Annotated in this window: 11 protein-coding genes and 1 tRNA gene; 8 read left to right on the top strand and 4 right to left on the bottom strand. The window is 67.0% G+C overall.

Going from position 1 to position 15,814, the window contains the following annotated elements; all coding sequences use genetic code 11:
- Positions 1 to 23: 23 nt before the first annotated feature.
- Positions 24 to 1,955: an FAD/NAD(P)-binding protein gene (locus LFT49_RS04085; RefSeq protein WP_237429837.1), complete on the bottom strand. Its 1,932-nt coding sequence runs from the start codon at positions 1,953 to 1,955 to the stop codon at positions 24 to 26.
- Positions 1,956 to 2,038: 83 nt separating this feature from the next.
- Between LFT49_RS04085 and LFT49_RS04080 the strand changes: the two genes are divergently transcribed.
- The 4 genes from LFT49_RS04080 (at position 2,039) to LFT49_RS04065 (ending at position 6,737) form a co-directional block, all read left to right on the top strand.
- Complete coding sequence (locus tag LFT49_RS04080; protein ID WP_236801067.1) at positions 2,039 to 4,282, top strand: prolyl oligopeptidase family serine peptidase; 2,244 nt, start codon at positions 2,039 to 2,041, stop codon at positions 4,280 to 4,282.
- Between the two features lie 5 nt (positions 4,283 to 4,287).
- The gene (locus LFT49_RS04075) at positions 4,288 to 4,818 is read left to right on the top strand and encodes a GNAT family N-acetyltransferase (protein ID WP_237429836.1); all 531 of its coding nucleotides are present in this window, start codon (positions 4,288 to 4,290) and stop codon (positions 4,816 to 4,818) included.
- Positions 4,819 to 4,918: 100 nt separating this feature from the next.
- A tRNA-Ser gene (locus tag LFT49_RS04070) sits at positions 4,919 to 5,007 on the top strand.
- Between the two features lie 116 nt (positions 5,008 to 5,123).
- A complete protein-coding gene (locus tag LFT49_RS04065) occupies positions 5,124 to 6,737 on the top strand; it encodes an MFS transporter (protein WP_237429835.1) in 1,614 nt (537 codons plus the stop codon).
- Here LFT49_RS04065 and LFT49_RS04060 read toward each other — a convergent pair.
- A complete protein-coding gene (locus tag LFT49_RS04060; RefSeq protein WP_237429834.1) occupies positions 6,661 to 8,865 on the bottom strand; it encodes a RecQ family ATP-dependent DNA helicase in 2,205 nt (734 codons plus the stop codon). The genes LFT49_RS04065 and LFT49_RS04060 overlap by 77 nt on opposite strands.
- 138 nt (positions 8,866 to 9,003) lie before the next feature.
- Between LFT49_RS04060 and LFT49_RS04055 the strand changes: the two genes are divergently transcribed.
- Together LFT49_RS04055 and LFT49_RS04050 are read left to right on the top strand one after the other, a co-directional pair.
- On the top strand, positions 9,004 to 10,422 hold the full coding sequence (locus tag LFT49_RS04055) for a phosphomannomutase/phosphoglucomutase (protein WP_237429833.1): 1,419 nt from the start codon (positions 9,004 to 9,006) through the stop codon (positions 10,420 to 10,422).
- 6 nt (positions 10,423 to 10,428) lie between these two features.
- On the top strand, positions 10,429 to 10,926 hold the full coding sequence (locus LFT49_RS04050; protein ID WP_236801062.1) for a hypothetical protein: 498 nt from the start codon (positions 10,429 to 10,431) through the stop codon (positions 10,924 to 10,926).
- A gap of 6 nt (positions 10,927 to 10,932) precedes the next feature.
- On the opposite strand, the gene LFT49_RS04045 is transcribed toward LFT49_RS04050, so the two are convergent.
- A complete protein-coding gene (locus LFT49_RS04045; RefSeq protein WP_237429832.1) occupies positions 10,933 to 11,907 on the bottom strand; it encodes an IS481 family transposase in 975 nt (324 codons plus the stop codon).
- Between the two features lie 112 nt (positions 11,908 to 12,019).
- On the opposite strand from LFT49_RS04045, the gene LFT49_RS04040 reads away from it, so the two are divergent.
- Together LFT49_RS04040 and LFT49_RS04035 are read left to right on the top strand one after the other, a co-directional pair.
- Complete coding sequence (locus LFT49_RS04040) at positions 12,020 to 12,469, top strand: RrF2 family transcriptional regulator (protein WP_236801060.1); 450 nt, start codon at positions 12,020 to 12,022, stop codon at positions 12,467 to 12,469.
- Between the two features lie 139 nt (positions 12,470 to 12,608).
- On the top strand, positions 12,609 to 13,769 hold the full coding sequence (locus LFT49_RS04035) for a globin domain-containing protein (RefSeq protein ID WP_236801058.1): 1,161 nt from the start codon (positions 12,609 to 12,611) through the stop codon (positions 13,767 to 13,769).
- A gap of 154 nt (positions 13,770 to 13,923) precedes the next feature.
- On the opposite strand, the gene LFT49_RS04030 is transcribed toward LFT49_RS04035, so the two are convergent.
- Positions 13,924 to 15,750, bottom strand: coding sequence for a phosphoenolpyruvate carboxykinase (GTP) (locus LFT49_RS04030; protein WP_236801056.1), 1,827 nt, complete (start codon positions 15,748 to 15,750; stop codon positions 13,924 to 13,926).
- Positions 15,751 to 15,814 lie beyond the last annotated feature (64 nt).

Below are 15,814 nucleotides of genomic sequence, written 5' to 3'. Positions count from 1 at the left end.
CAAAAGTGATGGCGCATCGCCGTTTAAGCCCTGTTGAGGATGGCGTTCGCGATCTCGTCCGCGTCGCGGAGGGTGCGCTGGCCGCTGCGGTACGCCGGGCCGCCCGCCTGGAGGGCCTCGGCGGCGATGGCTGTGCCCCACTGGGCGGAGGACAACTGCAGTCCCAGCACATACAGGTTCTCCGTCACGGATCCATTGGCGGCCACGGGTCGGTACGGGTGGGGCTCCACGTCCAGCCCGGTGGACTCGATGGGGGCGCCCTCCGGGGTCATCATGAGCTTGGGGCGCACCAGCCCATCCGACAGCAGCTGTTCCAGTACCGGGGAGTCGTTGGCCGAGACCCGGTTGCCGGGGGCCAGTGCTTCCACCATGGTCCGCGCGGCGGCGGGTGGACCGGCAACCCACGGCGAAGCCGCGGTGAACATCGCCGCTTTCCGGTCGATGCCAAACTTCGGGTCGGGGCCAACAAAGCTGACCACCCCGGCCCGTGCCAGTGCGGCGAGCTGTTCGGCCCGCAGCGCCGGCGGGCCGCTGGCCAAGCCCTCCACAAAGGACTCGAACCAGCCACGCAGCCCGGCGACCCAGGACTCATCGGTGATGCCGCCGTCGGCCACTGCTGTCTTGAGGACCGCCCGCCCGTGGTGCAGCGCCGCGATGGCCATTTTGACGGGGTCGTCCTCACCCAGCGCCGAGCGGCGCGCATCGTCGAGCAGGAACTCCACCACTGCCCCGTCGTGCTCCCCGCGGGATGCGAACGAGCGGCCCGACAGCGGAGCCGCAAGCCCGGGCAGGTCCAGCCGGTGCCGTGGGCCAACGTGGATGGCCAGGACGCTCTCCACGCCGTCTTCCCAGTTGGCGGCACTGTGCGCGTGCGGCTGCAGGGCTTCCTCCAGCGCGGCCAGGAACGCCGGCGCATCGGGCACCGCCCCGGGCTGCGAGCGCACCAGCGTTGAGTAGTAGGCCCACAGGGCGTCACGGTGCAGCAGCGGCCACAGGTCGTGGTCAAAGGACGGTCGGATTCCGGCCTTCGCCAACCGCTCGATGGCAGCCTCGGTGAGGTAGCGCAGGGTGATGGACGGGGCGTAATAGCCGGGCAGGGCCGCCTTTGCCCGGTACGGCGTGCCCCGCCGGGACGCAGCGATGATCAGCGGTTCCTGGCCGGACGGTTCGTACTCCAGGCCGCTGCCGGTGGGAACGAACTTCCCGCCGCGGCCTTCGGTGAGCTGGCCCATGGTGTCGAAGAAACTCAGCCCCATGCCACGGACCAGGACGGGCTCGCCGGCGGGGATCAGGTCCCAGTCCACATCCGCGGGCGCGGCCGGCGGGAAGTACTGCAACCCCAGCTGCACGGCTGATGCCTGCAGTTCGCGTTGTTCCGGGTTCAGGCGGGACGGAATGTGCCCCAGCGCCAGCACCACGGCGTTGGCGCGGATGATCGCTCCGGTGGCCAGGCCGACGTCGTACCTTCCGTCCCCGACGGGACGCACCGACTGTGCGGACGTTTCGTGGAATTCGACCGTGACGCCGTCGGGCGCCTTGTCCAGCAATTCCGCCAGGGTGCTGCGGAGGTACCGTCCGTAGAGGGCACGGCTGGGAAAGTCGGTGGACTCCAGCACCGCCAGTTCCGCAAGTTCGTCGGCCGTAAGGTCCGGCAGCGGGTCGCGCTGCTGCTGGGCCCGCCACTGGTCGAAGGTGGTTCCGGCAACCGGCGCCGGCAGCGACGCATCCTGGGGAATCAGGGTGGGATAGAAAGACTGGGTGTTCATGAGGAACAGCCGGGACTGGCCCGGCTGCCAGACATGCCCGGGACCTGCCGGATAGGGGTCCACCACGTCGACGTGCAGCCGGACCGGCCCGCCGGCCGCCGCCGCGTGGGCGAGCAGCCGCTCCAGCACGCTGGTGCCACGGGGGCCGCCGCCGATGATGACGGCCCGGTTGCTCTGCGAGAATTCCACGGATCCAGCGTACGGGCTGAAGACGGGGCCGGCGCCCACCGTGTGACTTGCCAGCCATGGGTGATGTTGTTTGGATGGGGCGCATGACCACCACAGCAGCTGATCAAGCGTCCGTTCCCGGTCCCGGCCGGGACACTTCCGGCACCGCAGCCCGGGAAACCGCACCCGAACCCGTCGACGAAAACGTATGGCTGGAGGATATCTACGGCGAGGAGCAGCTGGCCTGGGTCAAGGAACAGAACTCCCGTACCGAGGACCTGCTGGAGGACGGCGGCTACGCCGAACTGGAAGCCGGCATCCTGGAAGTCCTGGACTCAACGGACCGGATCGCCATGGTGGGCAAGCGCGGCGACTGGTACTACAACTTCTGGAAGGACAACCGGAATCCCAAGGGCCTCTGGCGGCGCACCACCTGGGACAGCTACTGCACCGGTTCGCCGGAATGGGACGTCCTGCTGGATGTGGACGAGCTGTCCCGCACCGAGGGCGTGGAGTGGGTGTTCCACGGCGCCACCTTCCTGCGCCCCGCGGCCGGCGAGCCCTACCGGCTGGCGCTGCTGGCCCTCTCCCCCGACGGCGGCGACGCCAACCGCTACCGCGAGTTCGACGTCGAAGCACGCGGCTTTGTGGATCCCGCCCAGGGCGGGTTCGACCTCCCCACAGCCAAGGGCAACGTTTCGTGGCTGGATAACGACATGCTGCTGGTGGCCTCTACCGCAGATGGCCTGCCCAAGACCGCCTCCTCCTACGCCCGGACGGCGGTGTCCCTCAAACGGGGCGAATCCCTGGCCACGGCACCGCGCATTTTCGAGGTGCCGGAAGACCACATGATGGCCGTGGCTGCGCACGATTCCACGCCCGGCTTTGAGCGGACCTTCGCCGTGGACTACATCGACTTCTTCAACCGCACCAACTTTGTGCTGCGCGACGAATCCTGGACGCCCATTGACGTCCCCACCGACGTCAACGTGAGCGCGCACCGGGAATGGCTGCTTTTCCGCCCGCAGCAGGACTGGGTGCTGGATGGCACCACCTATCCGTCCGGATCCCTGCTGGCCGCCAATTTCGAGGACTACCTGGGCGGCATTCGGCAGCTCACCGTCCTCTTCACCCCGGACGCCCACACCTCGCTGCAGTCCTGGAGCTGGACCCGGAACTTCCTGCTGCTCAACCTGCTCAAGGACGTCTCCTCCGAGATCCGGGTGCTGGACCCGTCGCGGCCCGCCGGCTCCGCGGACGGCGGCTGGGCTGCCACTCCCCTGGATGCCTGCCCGCCGCTGCACGACGTCAACGCCTACGCCGTGGACGACGAGGACGAGGCACCGGCCGAGGGTGGGGCCGGTGACGACTTTTGGCTCATCGCCACCGGCTTCACCACCCCCACGACGCTGATGCGCGGCACGCTGGAAAAGGAACACGACGGGACGTCCGGCGTGGTGAGCCGGCACGCGACAGTCAAGACCTCGCCGTCGTTCTTTGCTGACGGTGACTACGAGGTGGAGCAGCACTTTGCAGTGTCCGACGACGGCACCCGGGTCCCGTATTTCCAGGTGGCTCCGCGGGGGCTGGCTTTGGACGGGCAAAACCCCACACAACTGTCCGGCTATGGCGGGTTTGAGGTTTCACGGACACCTGCTTACAGCGGCACCGTGGGCCGGGCCTGGCTGGAGCGGCGGACCGCGCTTTCGGACGAAAGCGGCGGGAAGGCTCCGCACTCGCGCGGCGGCGTCTACGTAGTGGCGAACATCCGAGGGGGCGGCGAGTACGGGCCGGCATGGCACCGGGCCGCCCTGAAGGAGAACCGGCACCGGGCCTATGAGGATTTCGCAGCCGTGGCACGCGACCTTATCTCGCGCGGCGTCACCTCGCCCCGGCGGCTGGGCTGCGTGGGCGGCTCCAACGGCGGCCTCCTGGTGGGGAACATGCTCACCCGCTACCCGGAACTGTTCAGGGCCGTCTCCTGCGGAGTGCCCCTGCTGGACATGCGGCGCTACACCAGGCTCTCCGCCGGGCATTCGTGGATTGCCGAGTACGGGGATCCGGACGTTCCCGAACAGTGGGAGTACATCAGGACGTTCTCGCCCTACCACCTGCTCAGGGACGCCGTGGAATATCCGGAAACCTTCATCTGGACGGCGACCTCCGACGACCGGGTGGGCCCTGTGCAGGCACGCAAGATGGCGGCCCGGATGTTGGCCATGGGCATCCCCAATGTCTGGTTCCACGAGGCTTTGGAAGGTGGCCACGCGGGCGCATCGGACAACCGGCAGGCCGCTGCGCTGCAGGCGCGCAGCCAGCATTTCCTGTGGAAGGCGCTGGCAGGCTGAACGCTTTGAATCCTGCCCTGACGGTCCGCCGGGCCGGCCCCGGCGACGTTAAGCGGCTTGCCCAGGTGCACGTCCGCTGCTGGCAGGAGACCTACCGGGGAATGCTGTCCGATGCCTTCCTTGCTTCAGTGGATCCGGCGGGGCGACTGCGGCTGTGGCGACACTTGCTGGACCGCCCGGAGCCTGCCGAGGCATGGGTAGCGTGCGACGGCGGGACAGTGGTTGGGTTCTCCGGCGCCCGCCGGCTGCCAGCGCCCGGTTCGCCCGAAGGGCACCCGCCGCCGTCGTCCGGGGACCTGGAACTGTGGGGCCTCTACCTGCTGGCCTCGCACCAGGGCCTTGGGCTGGGCGGCCGTTTGCTGGAGGCTGCCATCAGCACCAGCGCGGCGAGCTTGTGGGTGGCCGCCGGCAACAAGCGGGCCATCGGCTTCTACCGGCGTTTCGGCTTTGAACCCGACGGCGCCGAGGACGTCCTGGCTGACTGGGAGAACCTGCCCGAGATCCGCATGGTCCGCCCGGCACAGCGTTTCCTGTAGGGGGCGGCGGGACTTCAGCGATTGGTTTGGGTAGGGAAGGAAACCGTTTTGCGCTGCATGGCCGGATCTGCGTATCCTTGGTGGGCTAGCAATAGCAATTGGAGACGTGCCAGAGCGGCCGAATGGACTTCACTGCTAATGAAGGGTCGGGGTTAAACTCGACCGGGGGTTCAAATCCCCCCGTCTCCGCGTTTGGCCCCGGTCCTCGGACCGGGGCCTTTTGCGTTGCCTGCGCTTTCGGAATGCGCTGTCCACAACACGGACGTGCAGGGCGCAAGGTGTCGCCGCAGTGGCAGGATTAGCCCATGGCGGCACCCAGCAAACCACACCAGCCGGACGACACCAGTTCAGGATGGAACCCTCGCCTGGCACTCCTGGTGGCAGCGACCTTCTTCATGGAATTCCTGGACGGCACGGTCCTCACTACCGCTATTCCCAGCATCGCGGCTGACTTCGCCATTCCCGCTGCCGACGTCAACATCACCATGACGGCCTACCTCCTGACGGTGGCCGTTGGAATTCCCATCAGCGGCTGGCTGGCTGAAAGGTTCGGTGCCAGGCGGATCTTCTGTGCTGCCATCGCCGTGTTCACCCTCGCTTCGCTGGCCTGCGCCCTCAGCCAGGACCTGGCCACGCTGACCCTGAGCCGCATCGCCCAGGGGGCCGGCGGGGCCATGATGGTCCCGGTGGGAACCCTGGTGGTCCTGCGCGGCACACCGAAGTCCGAGCTGCTGCGGGCCACCGCATTCCTGGTGTGGCCCGGGCTCCTCGCACCGGTCCTTGCACCGCTCGTGGGCGGCGCGCTCACCACCTACCTGTCGTGGCACTGGATCTTCCTGGTGAACATCCCCCTCGGCGCAGCAGCGTTTGCGGCGGCCCTGCGCCTGGTTCCGGTGACGCCGGGAGACCCCGGCCGACGGCTGGACTGGACCGGCATGGCGCTGACCACCGTCGGGGTGGGCGCACTGGTGGCCGGGCTGGAGCTGGCCAGCAGCCATCCGGAGCTGCCCTGGGCCGGAATCAGCGCGCTGGCTGGAGCCGTGGCACTCACCGCCGCCGTGCTCTGGATGCGCCGGGCTCCCCACCCCCTGTTCAATCTCCAGGTCTTCCATGCCCGGACGTTCCGGGCCATGGCCACCGGCGGGTTCATGTACCGGGTCACCATCAGTTCGGTTCCGTTCCTGCTGCCCCTCATGTTCCAGACGGGCTTCGGCTGGTCACCGCTGCAGGCCGGTGCCATGGTGGCGGCAGTATTTGTGGGCAACATCGGGATCAAACCGGCCACCACCCCCCTGATCCGGAAGTTCGGGTTCAAGGCAATGCTGGTGTTCGCTTCCGTGGCATCAGCCATCACCTTCGCCGCCTGTGCCTTCCTGACGCCGGAGACCCCGGAAGCGTTGATGTTCGTGCTGCTGGTGTGCAGCGGCGCCTTCCGTTCCATCGGCTTTTCCGCATATGCGTCGGTGCAGTACGCGGACATTCCGCCGGCGCAACTCACGTCCGCCAATACGGTTTCGGCCACGATCGTGCAATTGGGCACGGGTTCAGGCATCGCCCTGGCAGCCCTGCTCATCCGGACCTTCAACGGCCCGGTGCTGGTACCGCAGGATCCGGCCGGGCCCTTCCGCGGTGCGTTCCTGGCGATGGCGGTCCTGATGCTCGCCAGCACTGCGGACAGCCTGCTGCTCCCGCGTCATGCGGGGGCGGCAGTGAGCCAGCGCGGTCACGGGCAGGACCAGTCCACCAGGCCGGATACCACCGCGGACGGGGACACGCAGCCTGGCACCTCATGCACAGCCACCATGTCCACGCCTGCCCAAGCTGGCACCACCCAGCCTGCGGTCAGCCCGCCTGCGCCAGAACCAGGGGAAGTACCGCTCCCGCCCCGGCCTGCCGAAGGGCGCGCCCCGCGACGGTAAGGGTCCAGCGGCTGTCGGCGAGGTCATCGATCAGCATCACGCTCTGCCCCTGCACCGACTGCAGGGCAGCCTCAAGGTCCGGGCCCACCACCAGCCGGTCCCAAACCCCTGCCAACCGGTAGGCGCTGTTGCCGCCTCGGCCGCCGGTGGGGCCACCGTGCGCCAGCTGCAGCTCGCCAAGGTAGGGAATGCGTCCAATGTCGGAAATTCCGCGGGCCAGTGAGCCCACCAGCTGCCGCTTGCTCCGGGACGGCATACCAACAATGGCGGCAGGCCTGCCCGCCCCACTCCAGCCCGGGTTCCGGCTGTCGCCGGTTCCCCATTCGCGCAGGACCTGCACACATGCCTGGAGCATCGAGGGGTCCACCGGGCGGTCCTCCGCGCCGGCGGCGAACAGCTCCCGCAGGGCACCGCCCCACCCCAGGTCGGTCAGCCGGGACAGGACGCGCCCCTCCGACAAGCCTTCGCCCGATTTGAGTTTGCCTTTCAGCGGCACTCCCAAACGGTCCATGCCGCTGGGCCACTGAAGCCGCGGCTCCAGGACGCCTCCTGCCCTGCTCAGCGTCTGGCCGGCAGCCGCGGTGGCGTCCGCGGCAACGTCTGCAGGGAACCAGCGGCCCGCACAGTTGTCGCAGCGGCCGCAGGGACGGGCTGTTTCGTCGTCGAGGACCGAAGTGATGTATTCCATCCGGCAGCCTGCGGTGTCCTGGTAGATCACCATGGAGTCCTGCTCGTCCACGCGGGCCTCGGCAATGCGGCTGTACCGCTCCGCGTCGTAAACCCACGGTTGGCCGGTAGACCGCCAGCCTCCGCCGACCCGTTCCACCGCGCCGTCCACTGACAGCACTTTCAGCAGCAGCTCCAGCGGCGTGCGGCGCAGGTCGACGCGTGCTTCCAGGGCCACCGTTGACAGGGCTGCACCGGCCTCGGCCAGTGCCGTCAGCACGGCCGCAGCCTTTTCCTCGGAGGGCATGGAGGCGGTGGCGAAGTATTGCCAGATCTCACGGTCCTCGGAGCCCGGCAGCAGCAGGACATCGGCGTTGGCAGCGCCACGGCCGGCGCGGCCCACCTGCTGGTAATAGGCCACCGGTGACGACGGCGCTCCGAGGTGGACGACGAAGCCAAGATCGGGCTTGTCGAAGCCCATGCCAAGCGCGGACGTGGCCACCAGCGCCTTGACCTCGTTGTCCTTCAGCAGCTGCTCTGCCCGCTCCCGGTCTGCCGGATCGGTCCGCCCGGTATAGGCGAGCACATTGTGTCCCGCTTCGGACAGCAGCCGGGCGGTGTCCTCCGCCGCGGAAACTGTCAGCGTGTAAATGATGCCGCTGCCGGGGAGATCCGCCAGGTGGGTCAGCAGCCAGCCCAGCCGAGCTTTGGAATCGGGAAGCGACAGGACTCCCAGCCGCAGTGAATCACGGCCCAGGGACCCGCGGATAGTCAGGACCCCCACGCCGAGCTGTTCTTCAATATCGTGCACCACCCGGGAGTTGGCCGTGGCTGTGGTGGCCAGGACGGGCACCGAATCCGGCAGCCGGGTGATGAGGTCCGCGATGCGGCGGTAATCGGGGCGGAAGTCGTGGCCCCAGTCGGAAATGCAGTGGGCTTCGTCGATGACCAGCAGCCCGGTGCGTCGGAGGAGTTCAGGCAGTTGGGTCTCCCGGAATGCGGGGTTGGTGAGCCGTTCCGGGGAGACCAGGAGGACATCAACCTCATCGGCGGCCAGTTGCCCGCGGACGGTGTCCCACTCCAACTGGTTGGCGGAGTTGATGGCGACGGCGCGAACCCCGGCGCGGGCGGCGGCCGCCACCTGGTCCCGCATCAGGGCAAGGAGGGGCGAAACGATCAGGGTGGGCCCGGCTCCCCGGCGCCGCAGCAGGAGGGATGCCACGAAGTACACGGCCGACTTGCCCCAGCCGGTGCGCTGGACCACCAAAGCCCGCCGCCCGCCGTCGACCAATGCCTCAATGGCTTCAAACTGGCCGTCGTGGAAGACAGCGCCCGGGTTGCCTACCAGCCCGCGAAGCACCTCAAGCGCCTCGGCATGTGTGGCGGTCCCCGGCGCGTCCGGACCTGCCGTATCTGCAACTGCGTCAGCGGAAACTGGGGAAGCGTACTGGTTATTGGCCATTGATTCAGTATCCCAGCACCCTCCGACAGCTGCGCATGCCTGCGCTCTTATGTGGAAACCGCTACAAGTGCGACGGAAAGCCGCGCCCGTTACGGGAAGCCCCTTGGCGGGGTGCGTCGCCCACGTAAGATAAAGCCCGTGACTAGCGAACAGACAACGACATTTGATCTCTCGGCCTCCTTCAAGGCCTACGACGTCCGCGGGATCGTAGGCGAGTCGATCACCGCCGAAATCGTCGAAGCCGTGGGGGCCGCGTTCGTGGATGTCCTGCAGCTTGAGGGCCAGACCATCGTGGTGGGCGGCGACATGCGCCCCTCATCCCCCGAGTTCACCAAGGCCTTCGCGAACGGAGCGGCAACGCGGGGTGCCAACGTGGAATTGCTGGACCTGATCTCCACCGACGAGCTGTACTTCGCCTGCGGTTTCCTCAACCGCGCCGGCGCAACCTTCACCGCCAGTCACAACCCTGCCGAGTACAACGGCATCAAGATGGCCAAGGCAGGCGCCGTGCCCATCTCCTCCGAAACGGGCCTCAAGGACATCCAGGCCCTCGCGGAGCAGTACCTGAACTCCGGCTCCATTCCCGCCGCCGGCACCAAGGGCCTCATCAGCGTCCGGGACGTGCTCAAGGACTACTCCGAGTACCTCCGCAAGCTCGTTGACCTCTCCGCATCCCGCCCCCTGAAGGTGGTGGTGGACGCCGGCAACGGCATGGCCGGGTTGACCACGCCTGCCGTCCTGGGGGATGCGTTGCTGCCCAAGCTGCCGTTCGACGTCGTCCCGCTCTACTTCGAACTGGACGGTTCCTTCCCCAACCACCCGGCCAACCCGCTGGAGCCGGAAAACCTCCGGGACCTGCAGGCCGCCGTCATTGAACACGGCGCGGACATCGGCCTGGCGTTCGACGGCGACGCCGACCGCTGCTTCGTCATCGATGAAAAGGGCGAGCCCGTGTCGCCGTCGGCCATTACCGGCATGGTGGCCCGCCGCGAAATCGCCCGGGCAAAGGCCCGGGGCGAGGAAAACCCCACCATCATCCACAACCTGCTCACCTCGCGCGCCGTGGCGGAGCTTGTGGAGCACGACGGCGGACGCGCGGTCCGCACGCGCGTGGGCCACTCCTTCATCAAGGCGGTCATGGCCAAGGAAGGCGCGGTGTTCGGCGGCGAGCACTCGGCGCACTTCTACTTCCGCGACTTCTGGAACGCGGACACCGGCATGCTGGCCGCCATGCACGTCCTGGCTGCCCTTGGCGAGCAGGACGGCCCGCTGTCCGAGCTGGCACGGGAATACGAGCCCTACGTCAGCTCCGGCGAGATCAACTCCGAGGTGGAGGACAAGCCGGCAGCGGTGGAGCGGGTACGCCAGGCCTTCGCCGACCAGGACCTGACCATCGACAACCTGGACGGCAGCACGTTCACCGCCAACGACGGCAGCTACTGGTTCAACCTGCGCCCGTCCAACACCGAGCCGTTCCTGCGGCTCAACGCCGAGGCCACGGACCGGGCCACCATGGAACGCATCCGCGACCGCGTCCTGTCCCTGGTACGGGCCTAGGACCGGATGACCGACTACACGGGGCAGGCAGCGGACGGCAACGGCGGGCAGGACAGCTGGCGCGATTCCGTCTCCGAAGCCACGGCAACTGACTTGGAGAATCTCCTGGGCACGGGCGTCAGCGCGGCCCAGGAGCAGCTTCAGCGCAATGGCGGCTTCCTGCCCTTCGCACTGACGGTCCAGAACGACGGCGAGGTGCGGCTGGTTGCCGTCTCCCCGGCAGATGCCGCGGAAGGCATGGACGGGGACTTCGACGCCGACGCCATGATCAACGACCTGCAGGCACTCCTGCGCCAGAACAGGGACGACTTCCGGGCCGCGGCCGTGGTCTGCGACATCCTCCTGGTGGAGGAGGATTCGGACGCCATCCACGTGGCGGCTGAGCACCGGGACGGTTCCCTCTTCGCAGCCGTCCTGCCGTACTCGGCCAACGCGACCACCCAGACCTGGGAATTTGGTGAGTTGGGCGCGGACGCCAGCGAGCCCACTATCTGGGTGGACTAGATGTACTCAGTCAGTAGGTTGGTTGCACCTGCTGATCGGTGGGTTGCCTCCGAGGCTGCCGTGGGGCCGGTGGTTGTTGTAGAAGTCTAGCCAAGGCTGCAGAGCGTCTGTGCGGGCCTGGTTTGAGGTGAAGGGTTGACGGTAGGCCCAGCCTTCCTGGAGGGTGCGGTTGAAGCGTTCTGCTTTGCCGTTCTGCCAGGGATGGCGGGGTTTGATCAGGATGTGTTTGGCGCCCAGCGCAGTCAGTGCGTCCTGGAAATCTTTCGAGAGCCGGTAGGCGAAGGCATTATCGGTCATGACCCTTTTGACGGGTGCGCCGTGGGCTGCCATGGCTGCCGCGGCCCGGGTAAGGAATCCTGCGCAGGTCGCGCCTTTCTCATCGGGCAGGACCTCGGCGTAGGCGAAGCGGGAGTGGTCATCCACGGCCACGTGGACGTAGTCAAAACCGACCCTTGAGTGGCCTGTTGAATGATTGCGGGCAGACTGATTCGGGTCTGCCCGCCAGCCCCCGCCATCCGGGATTCGGCCCAGTTTCTTGACGTCGATGTGGATCATGTCCCCGGGAGCGTCGCGTTCGTAGCGGCGGTCGGTCGCCCGGGATGCCCGAATCCGTACCCCGGTCACCGGGTCCAGGTCCCACAGTCTGGGCATGCCCGCGCGGGCCAGGATCCGGGAGACCGTCCGGGCGCTCGTGCCGCAGCGCAAGGCCAGGTCCGCAGGTCCCTCGCGGTGCTCGACGCGCTGGGTCAGAACATCCGCAACGACTTCCGCTGAGGTTGCGTTCGGGCACGACCTTGGGCGGCAGCTGCGGTCCTCGAGGCCGGCCCAGCCGTGGGCCCGGTACCTGCTGATCCAACGGTGCGCGCAGGTCCTGGAGATACCCATCTCCTTGGCAACGTGGGCGACGGGACGGCCGGCAAGGATACGCTCGATGATGATCCGTCTACCGTTCGGAGGCAGCCGGGCATTACGGTGGGACATGAAGACCTCTTAGTCGTTGGCTGTGTGTGGTAACCACCAACCTAAGAGGTCTTCACCTATTCACGATGTAACCAACGTCCTGACTCAGTACAACTAGACCGGAACTCCAGCAATGAAGATCAACGCCTTCGCCGACGTCAGCCTGCGCGCGCTCATGGTGCTCGCAGCCGTGCCGGACGGAACGCTGCTCACCACCCAGAGCATCGCGGACTCCGTGGGGACGCCCTACAACCACGTGAGCAAGGCCATGGCCAAGCTGCGGAGCATGGGGCTGATCGAGGTGGTCCGCGGCCGGTCCGGCGGCTCGCGGCTCAGCCATGCCGGGCGGGTGGCCACGGTGGGCCAGATCCTGCGGCAGCTGGACACCCGTACGGATCCCGCCGACTGCGTGGCGCCGGGCGGCAATTGCCCCCTGATCAACGAGTGCAAACTTCGTAGCGCGCTGGCCCGCGCCCGTGAGGCCTTCTACGCCGAGCTCGACTCCGTAGTGATCGCCGACCTTCCGCAGGCCCGGCAGATGGCGCCGGTTTTCCAAATGATCGGCCTCCGGCCCGGGCTATAGCTTCCCCATAACCGGGCGCTTGCTATCGGTTTGGATCAAACTTCTACAAGGTGTAGAACTGAGTCAGAAATACTTGTATTTGAAATATGAGTTTTCCTCCGGCCGGACGAAGGCCCCGGCCATAACCTCAGGAGTACAGATGCTCTCGGACAAGTCCCGCCCCGTCATCGAGGCCACCCTGCCGCTGGTCGGCTCCCGGATCGGATCCATCACCCCCAACTTCTACGCCCGCCTTTTCGCGGCGCACCCAGAACTGATGGATGGCTTGTTCAGCCGCTCCAACCAGCGCTCCGGCAACCAGCAGCAGGCGCTCGCCGGGAGCATCGCCGCCTTCGCCACCCACCTGGTCAACAACCCGGGCACCCTGCCGGAAACCGTCCTTTCGCGCATCGCCCACCGGCACGCTTCCCTGGGCATCACCGAACCGCAGTACCAGGTGGTCTACGAGCACCTGTTCGCGGCCATCGCCGAAGACCTGGCCGAGGTCATCACGCCGGAGATCGCCGAAGCCTGGACCGAGGTGTACTGGCTGATGGCAGATGCTTTGATCAAGCTCGAGAAGGGCCTCTACGCCGCCCAGGCCAATGACAGGATGTGGACCCCCTGGCGTGTGGCCGCGAAGACTCCCGCGGGAACCGGGTCCATGACCTTCACCCTGGAACCAGCGGATGACACCCCCGTCACCCCCGCCCTGCCCGGCCAGTACATCAGCGTCAAGGTGGCGGTTGCGGACGGCCTGCGCCAGGTCCGGCAGTACTCCCTCTCCGGTGACGCCGGCACCAGCCGCACCTTCACCACGAAACTGGACGACGGCGGCGAGGTCTCCCCCGTCCTGCACAACACCGTCCAGGTGGGTGACGTCGTCGAAATTTCCAACGCCTACGGTGAGATCACGTTGAAGGAGGGCGACGGCCCGGTGGTCCTCGCGTCGGCGGGCATCGGCTGCACCCCCACCGCCTCCATCCTCCGCTCCCTTGCCGAGTCCGGCTCCGACCGGCAGGTCCTGGTGCTGCACGCAGAAAGCACCCTGGACAGCTGGGCCCTGCGCAGCCAGATGACGGACGACGTGGAACGCCTCGACGGTGCCGAACTGCAGCTTTGGCTTGAAAAGCCGGTGGACGGCGCCAAGGAAGGCTTCATGTCCCTGCGCGAAGTGGACCTTCCCGCGAACGCCTCGCTATACCTCTGCGGCCCGCTTCCATTCATGAAGAACATCCGCAATGAGGCCATCAACGCCGGCATCCCCGCCACGCGCATCCACTACGAGGTCTTCGGCCCGGACATCTGGCTCGCCAGCTGAATCCACTGCTCCGCACTTGTCGTTTTGCCGGTTGAAAACGACAAGTGCGGAGCAATCGAGGGAGTGGGCCCAGAGCTCTTCGGGAACGACGACGGCCCCGCACCTTTCACAAAAGGTGCGGGGCCGTCGTCGTACTTATTGCGGTGAAGCCTGATCAGCCGAGGCGGGCCTTGAGGCCGGCCAGCTCGGACTGCAGTGCCTGCGGCAGGGACTCGCCGAAGTTGCCGAACCATTCCTCGATCGAGGCAAGCTCGGTGGCCCATTCAGCGGGGTCGACCTTGACGGCTTCCTCCACCTGCGCGGGGGTCATGTCCAGGCCGTCCAGGTCAATGGCGTCGCCGGTGGGCACGAACCCGATGGGGGTTTCAACGGCGTCCGCCTTGCCCTCGAGGCGCTCGATGGCCCACTTGAGGACGCGCGCGTTGTCGCCGAATCCGGGCCAGGCGAAACCGCCCTCGGAGTTCCGGCGGAACCAGTTGACCAGGAAGATCCTGGGCAGCCGCTCCGGGTTGGCCTTGGCGGACAGGTTGACCCAGTGGTTGAGGTAGTCGCCTGCGTCGTAGCCGATGAAGGGCAGCATGGCCATGGGGTCGCGCCGGACCACACCGACGGCGCCGGCAGCAGCAGCCGTTGTCTCGGAGGACAGGGTGGAGCCCATGAAGATGCCGTTGGACCAGCTGCGGGCCTCGGTGACCAGCGGGATAGTGGTCTTGCGGCGGCCGCCGAACAAGATGGCTGAGAGCTCCACGCCGTCGGGGTTGTGGTACTCCTCGGCCACCATGTCGATCTGGTCGATCGGGGTGCAGAAGCGGGAGTTGGGGTGCGCTGCCGGCTTGTCGGAGTCCGGGGTCCAGGAGTTGCCCTGCCAGTCGGTCAGGTGCGAAGGGACCTCGTCCGTCATGCCCTCCCACCAGACACCGCCGTCGTCGGTCAGTGCCACGTTGGTGAAGATGCTGTTGCCCTTGGCGATGGCGCGCATGGCGTTGGGGTTGGTGCCCCAGCCGGTGCCCGGCGCAACACCGAAGAGGCCGGCCTCGGGGTTGACGGCACGCAGCTCGCCTTCCTTGCCGAACCGCATCCAGGTGATGTCGTCACCCAGGGTCTCCACCTTCCAGCCCTTGATGGTGGGGTCCAGCAGTGCGAGGTTGGTCTTCCCGCAGGCGGAGGGGAAGGCCGCCGCGACGTAGTAGGTCTTCTGCTCCGGGGAAGTCAGCTTAAGGATGAGCATGTGCTCTGCCAGCCAGCCTTCGTCGCGTGCCATGACGGAGGCGATGCGCAGGGCGTAGCACTTCTTGCCCAGCAGGGCGTTGCCGCCGTAGCCGGAGCCGAAGGACCAGATGGAGCGCTCCTCCGGGAAGTGGACAATCCACTTGTCCGGGTTGCACGGCCACGGCACGTCGTCTTGGCCCGGTTCCAGCGGAGCGCCCACGGAGTGCAGTGCCGGAACGAAGAAGGCGTTGGCTTCCGTAATGCGGTTCAGGACATCGGTGCCGATGCGGGCCATGATGCGCATGGAGGCCACAACGTAGGCGCTGTCGGTGATCTCCACCCCGAACTTTGGGTCCTCGGCGTCGAGGTGGCCCATGACGAAGGGGATGACGTACATGGTGCGGCCGCGCATGGACCCGGCGAACAGCCCGCGCAGCTTGTCCTTCATCTCGCGGGGTTCCATCCAGTTATTGGTGAAGCCGGCGTCGCGCTTGTTTTCGGAGCAGATGAAGGTCTGTTCCTCGACGCGGGCAACGTCAGCGGGATCTGAGAACGCGGCGAAGGAGTTGGGGAACAGGTCCTGGTTGAGCCGGGTCAGGGTTCCAGCAGCAACAAGTTCGTCGGTGAGACGGGTGTTTTCCTCTTCGGACCCGTCAACCCAGTAGATGCGGTCCGGCTGCGTAAGCTCAGCAACCTCTTCGACCCATGCCAGCAGACCGGCATGTGTGGTGGGTGCTTTCTCAAGCAGCGGCTTCTGCGCCAGATCGCCCATTGCAGTTCCCTTCCTCGGGTTCATCGGTGTGAGCTAAATGCTATGGTCCGGACCAGTGGGGTTT

Origin of the sequence: Arthrobacter sp. FW306-06-A, assembly GCF_021870055.1 — a bacterium.
Classification (GTDB): domain Bacteria; phylum Actinomycetota; class Actinomycetes; order Actinomycetales; family Micrococcaceae; genus Arthrobacter.
The sequence above is the reverse complement of the archived record's forward strand: the minus strand, read 5'-3'. Positions and strand labels throughout refer to the sequence as shown.

What these genes read in the sequence shown, in the direction of transcription:
- LFT49_RS04035 (WP_236801058.1), top strand. Translation starts at nt 12,609, where the DNA reads ATGCTCTCGGACAAGTCCCGCCCCGTCATCGAGGCCACCCTGCCGCTG.
- LFT49_RS04040 (WP_236801060.1), top strand. Translation starts at nt 12,020, where the DNA reads ATGAAGATCAACGCCTTCGCCGACGTCAGCCTGCGCGCGCTCATGGTG.
- LFT49_RS04080 (WP_236801067.1), top strand. Translation starts at nt 2,039, where the DNA reads ATGACCACCACAGCAGCTGATCAAGCGTCCGTTCCCGGTCCCGGCCGG.
- LFT49_RS04050 (WP_236801062.1), top strand. Translation starts at nt 10,429, where the DNA reads ATGACCGACTACACGGGGCAGGCAGCGGACGGCAACGGCGGGCAGGAC.
- LFT49_RS04065 (WP_237429835.1), top strand. Translation starts at nt 5,124, where the DNA reads ATGGCGGCACCCAGCAAACCACACCAGCCGGACGACACCAGTTCAGGA.
- LFT49_RS04060 (WP_237429834.1), bottom strand. Translation starts at nt 8,865, where the DNA reads ATGGCCAATAACCAGTACGCTTCCCCAGTTTCCGCTGACGCAGTTGCA.
- LFT49_RS04045 (WP_237429832.1), bottom strand. Translation starts at nt 11,907, where the DNA reads ATGTCCCACCGTAATGCCCGGCTGCCTCCGAACGGTAGACGGATCATC.
- LFT49_RS04030 (WP_236801056.1), bottom strand. Translation starts at nt 15,750, where the DNA reads ATGGGCGATCTGGCGCAGAAGCCGCTGCTTGAGAAAGCACCCACCACA.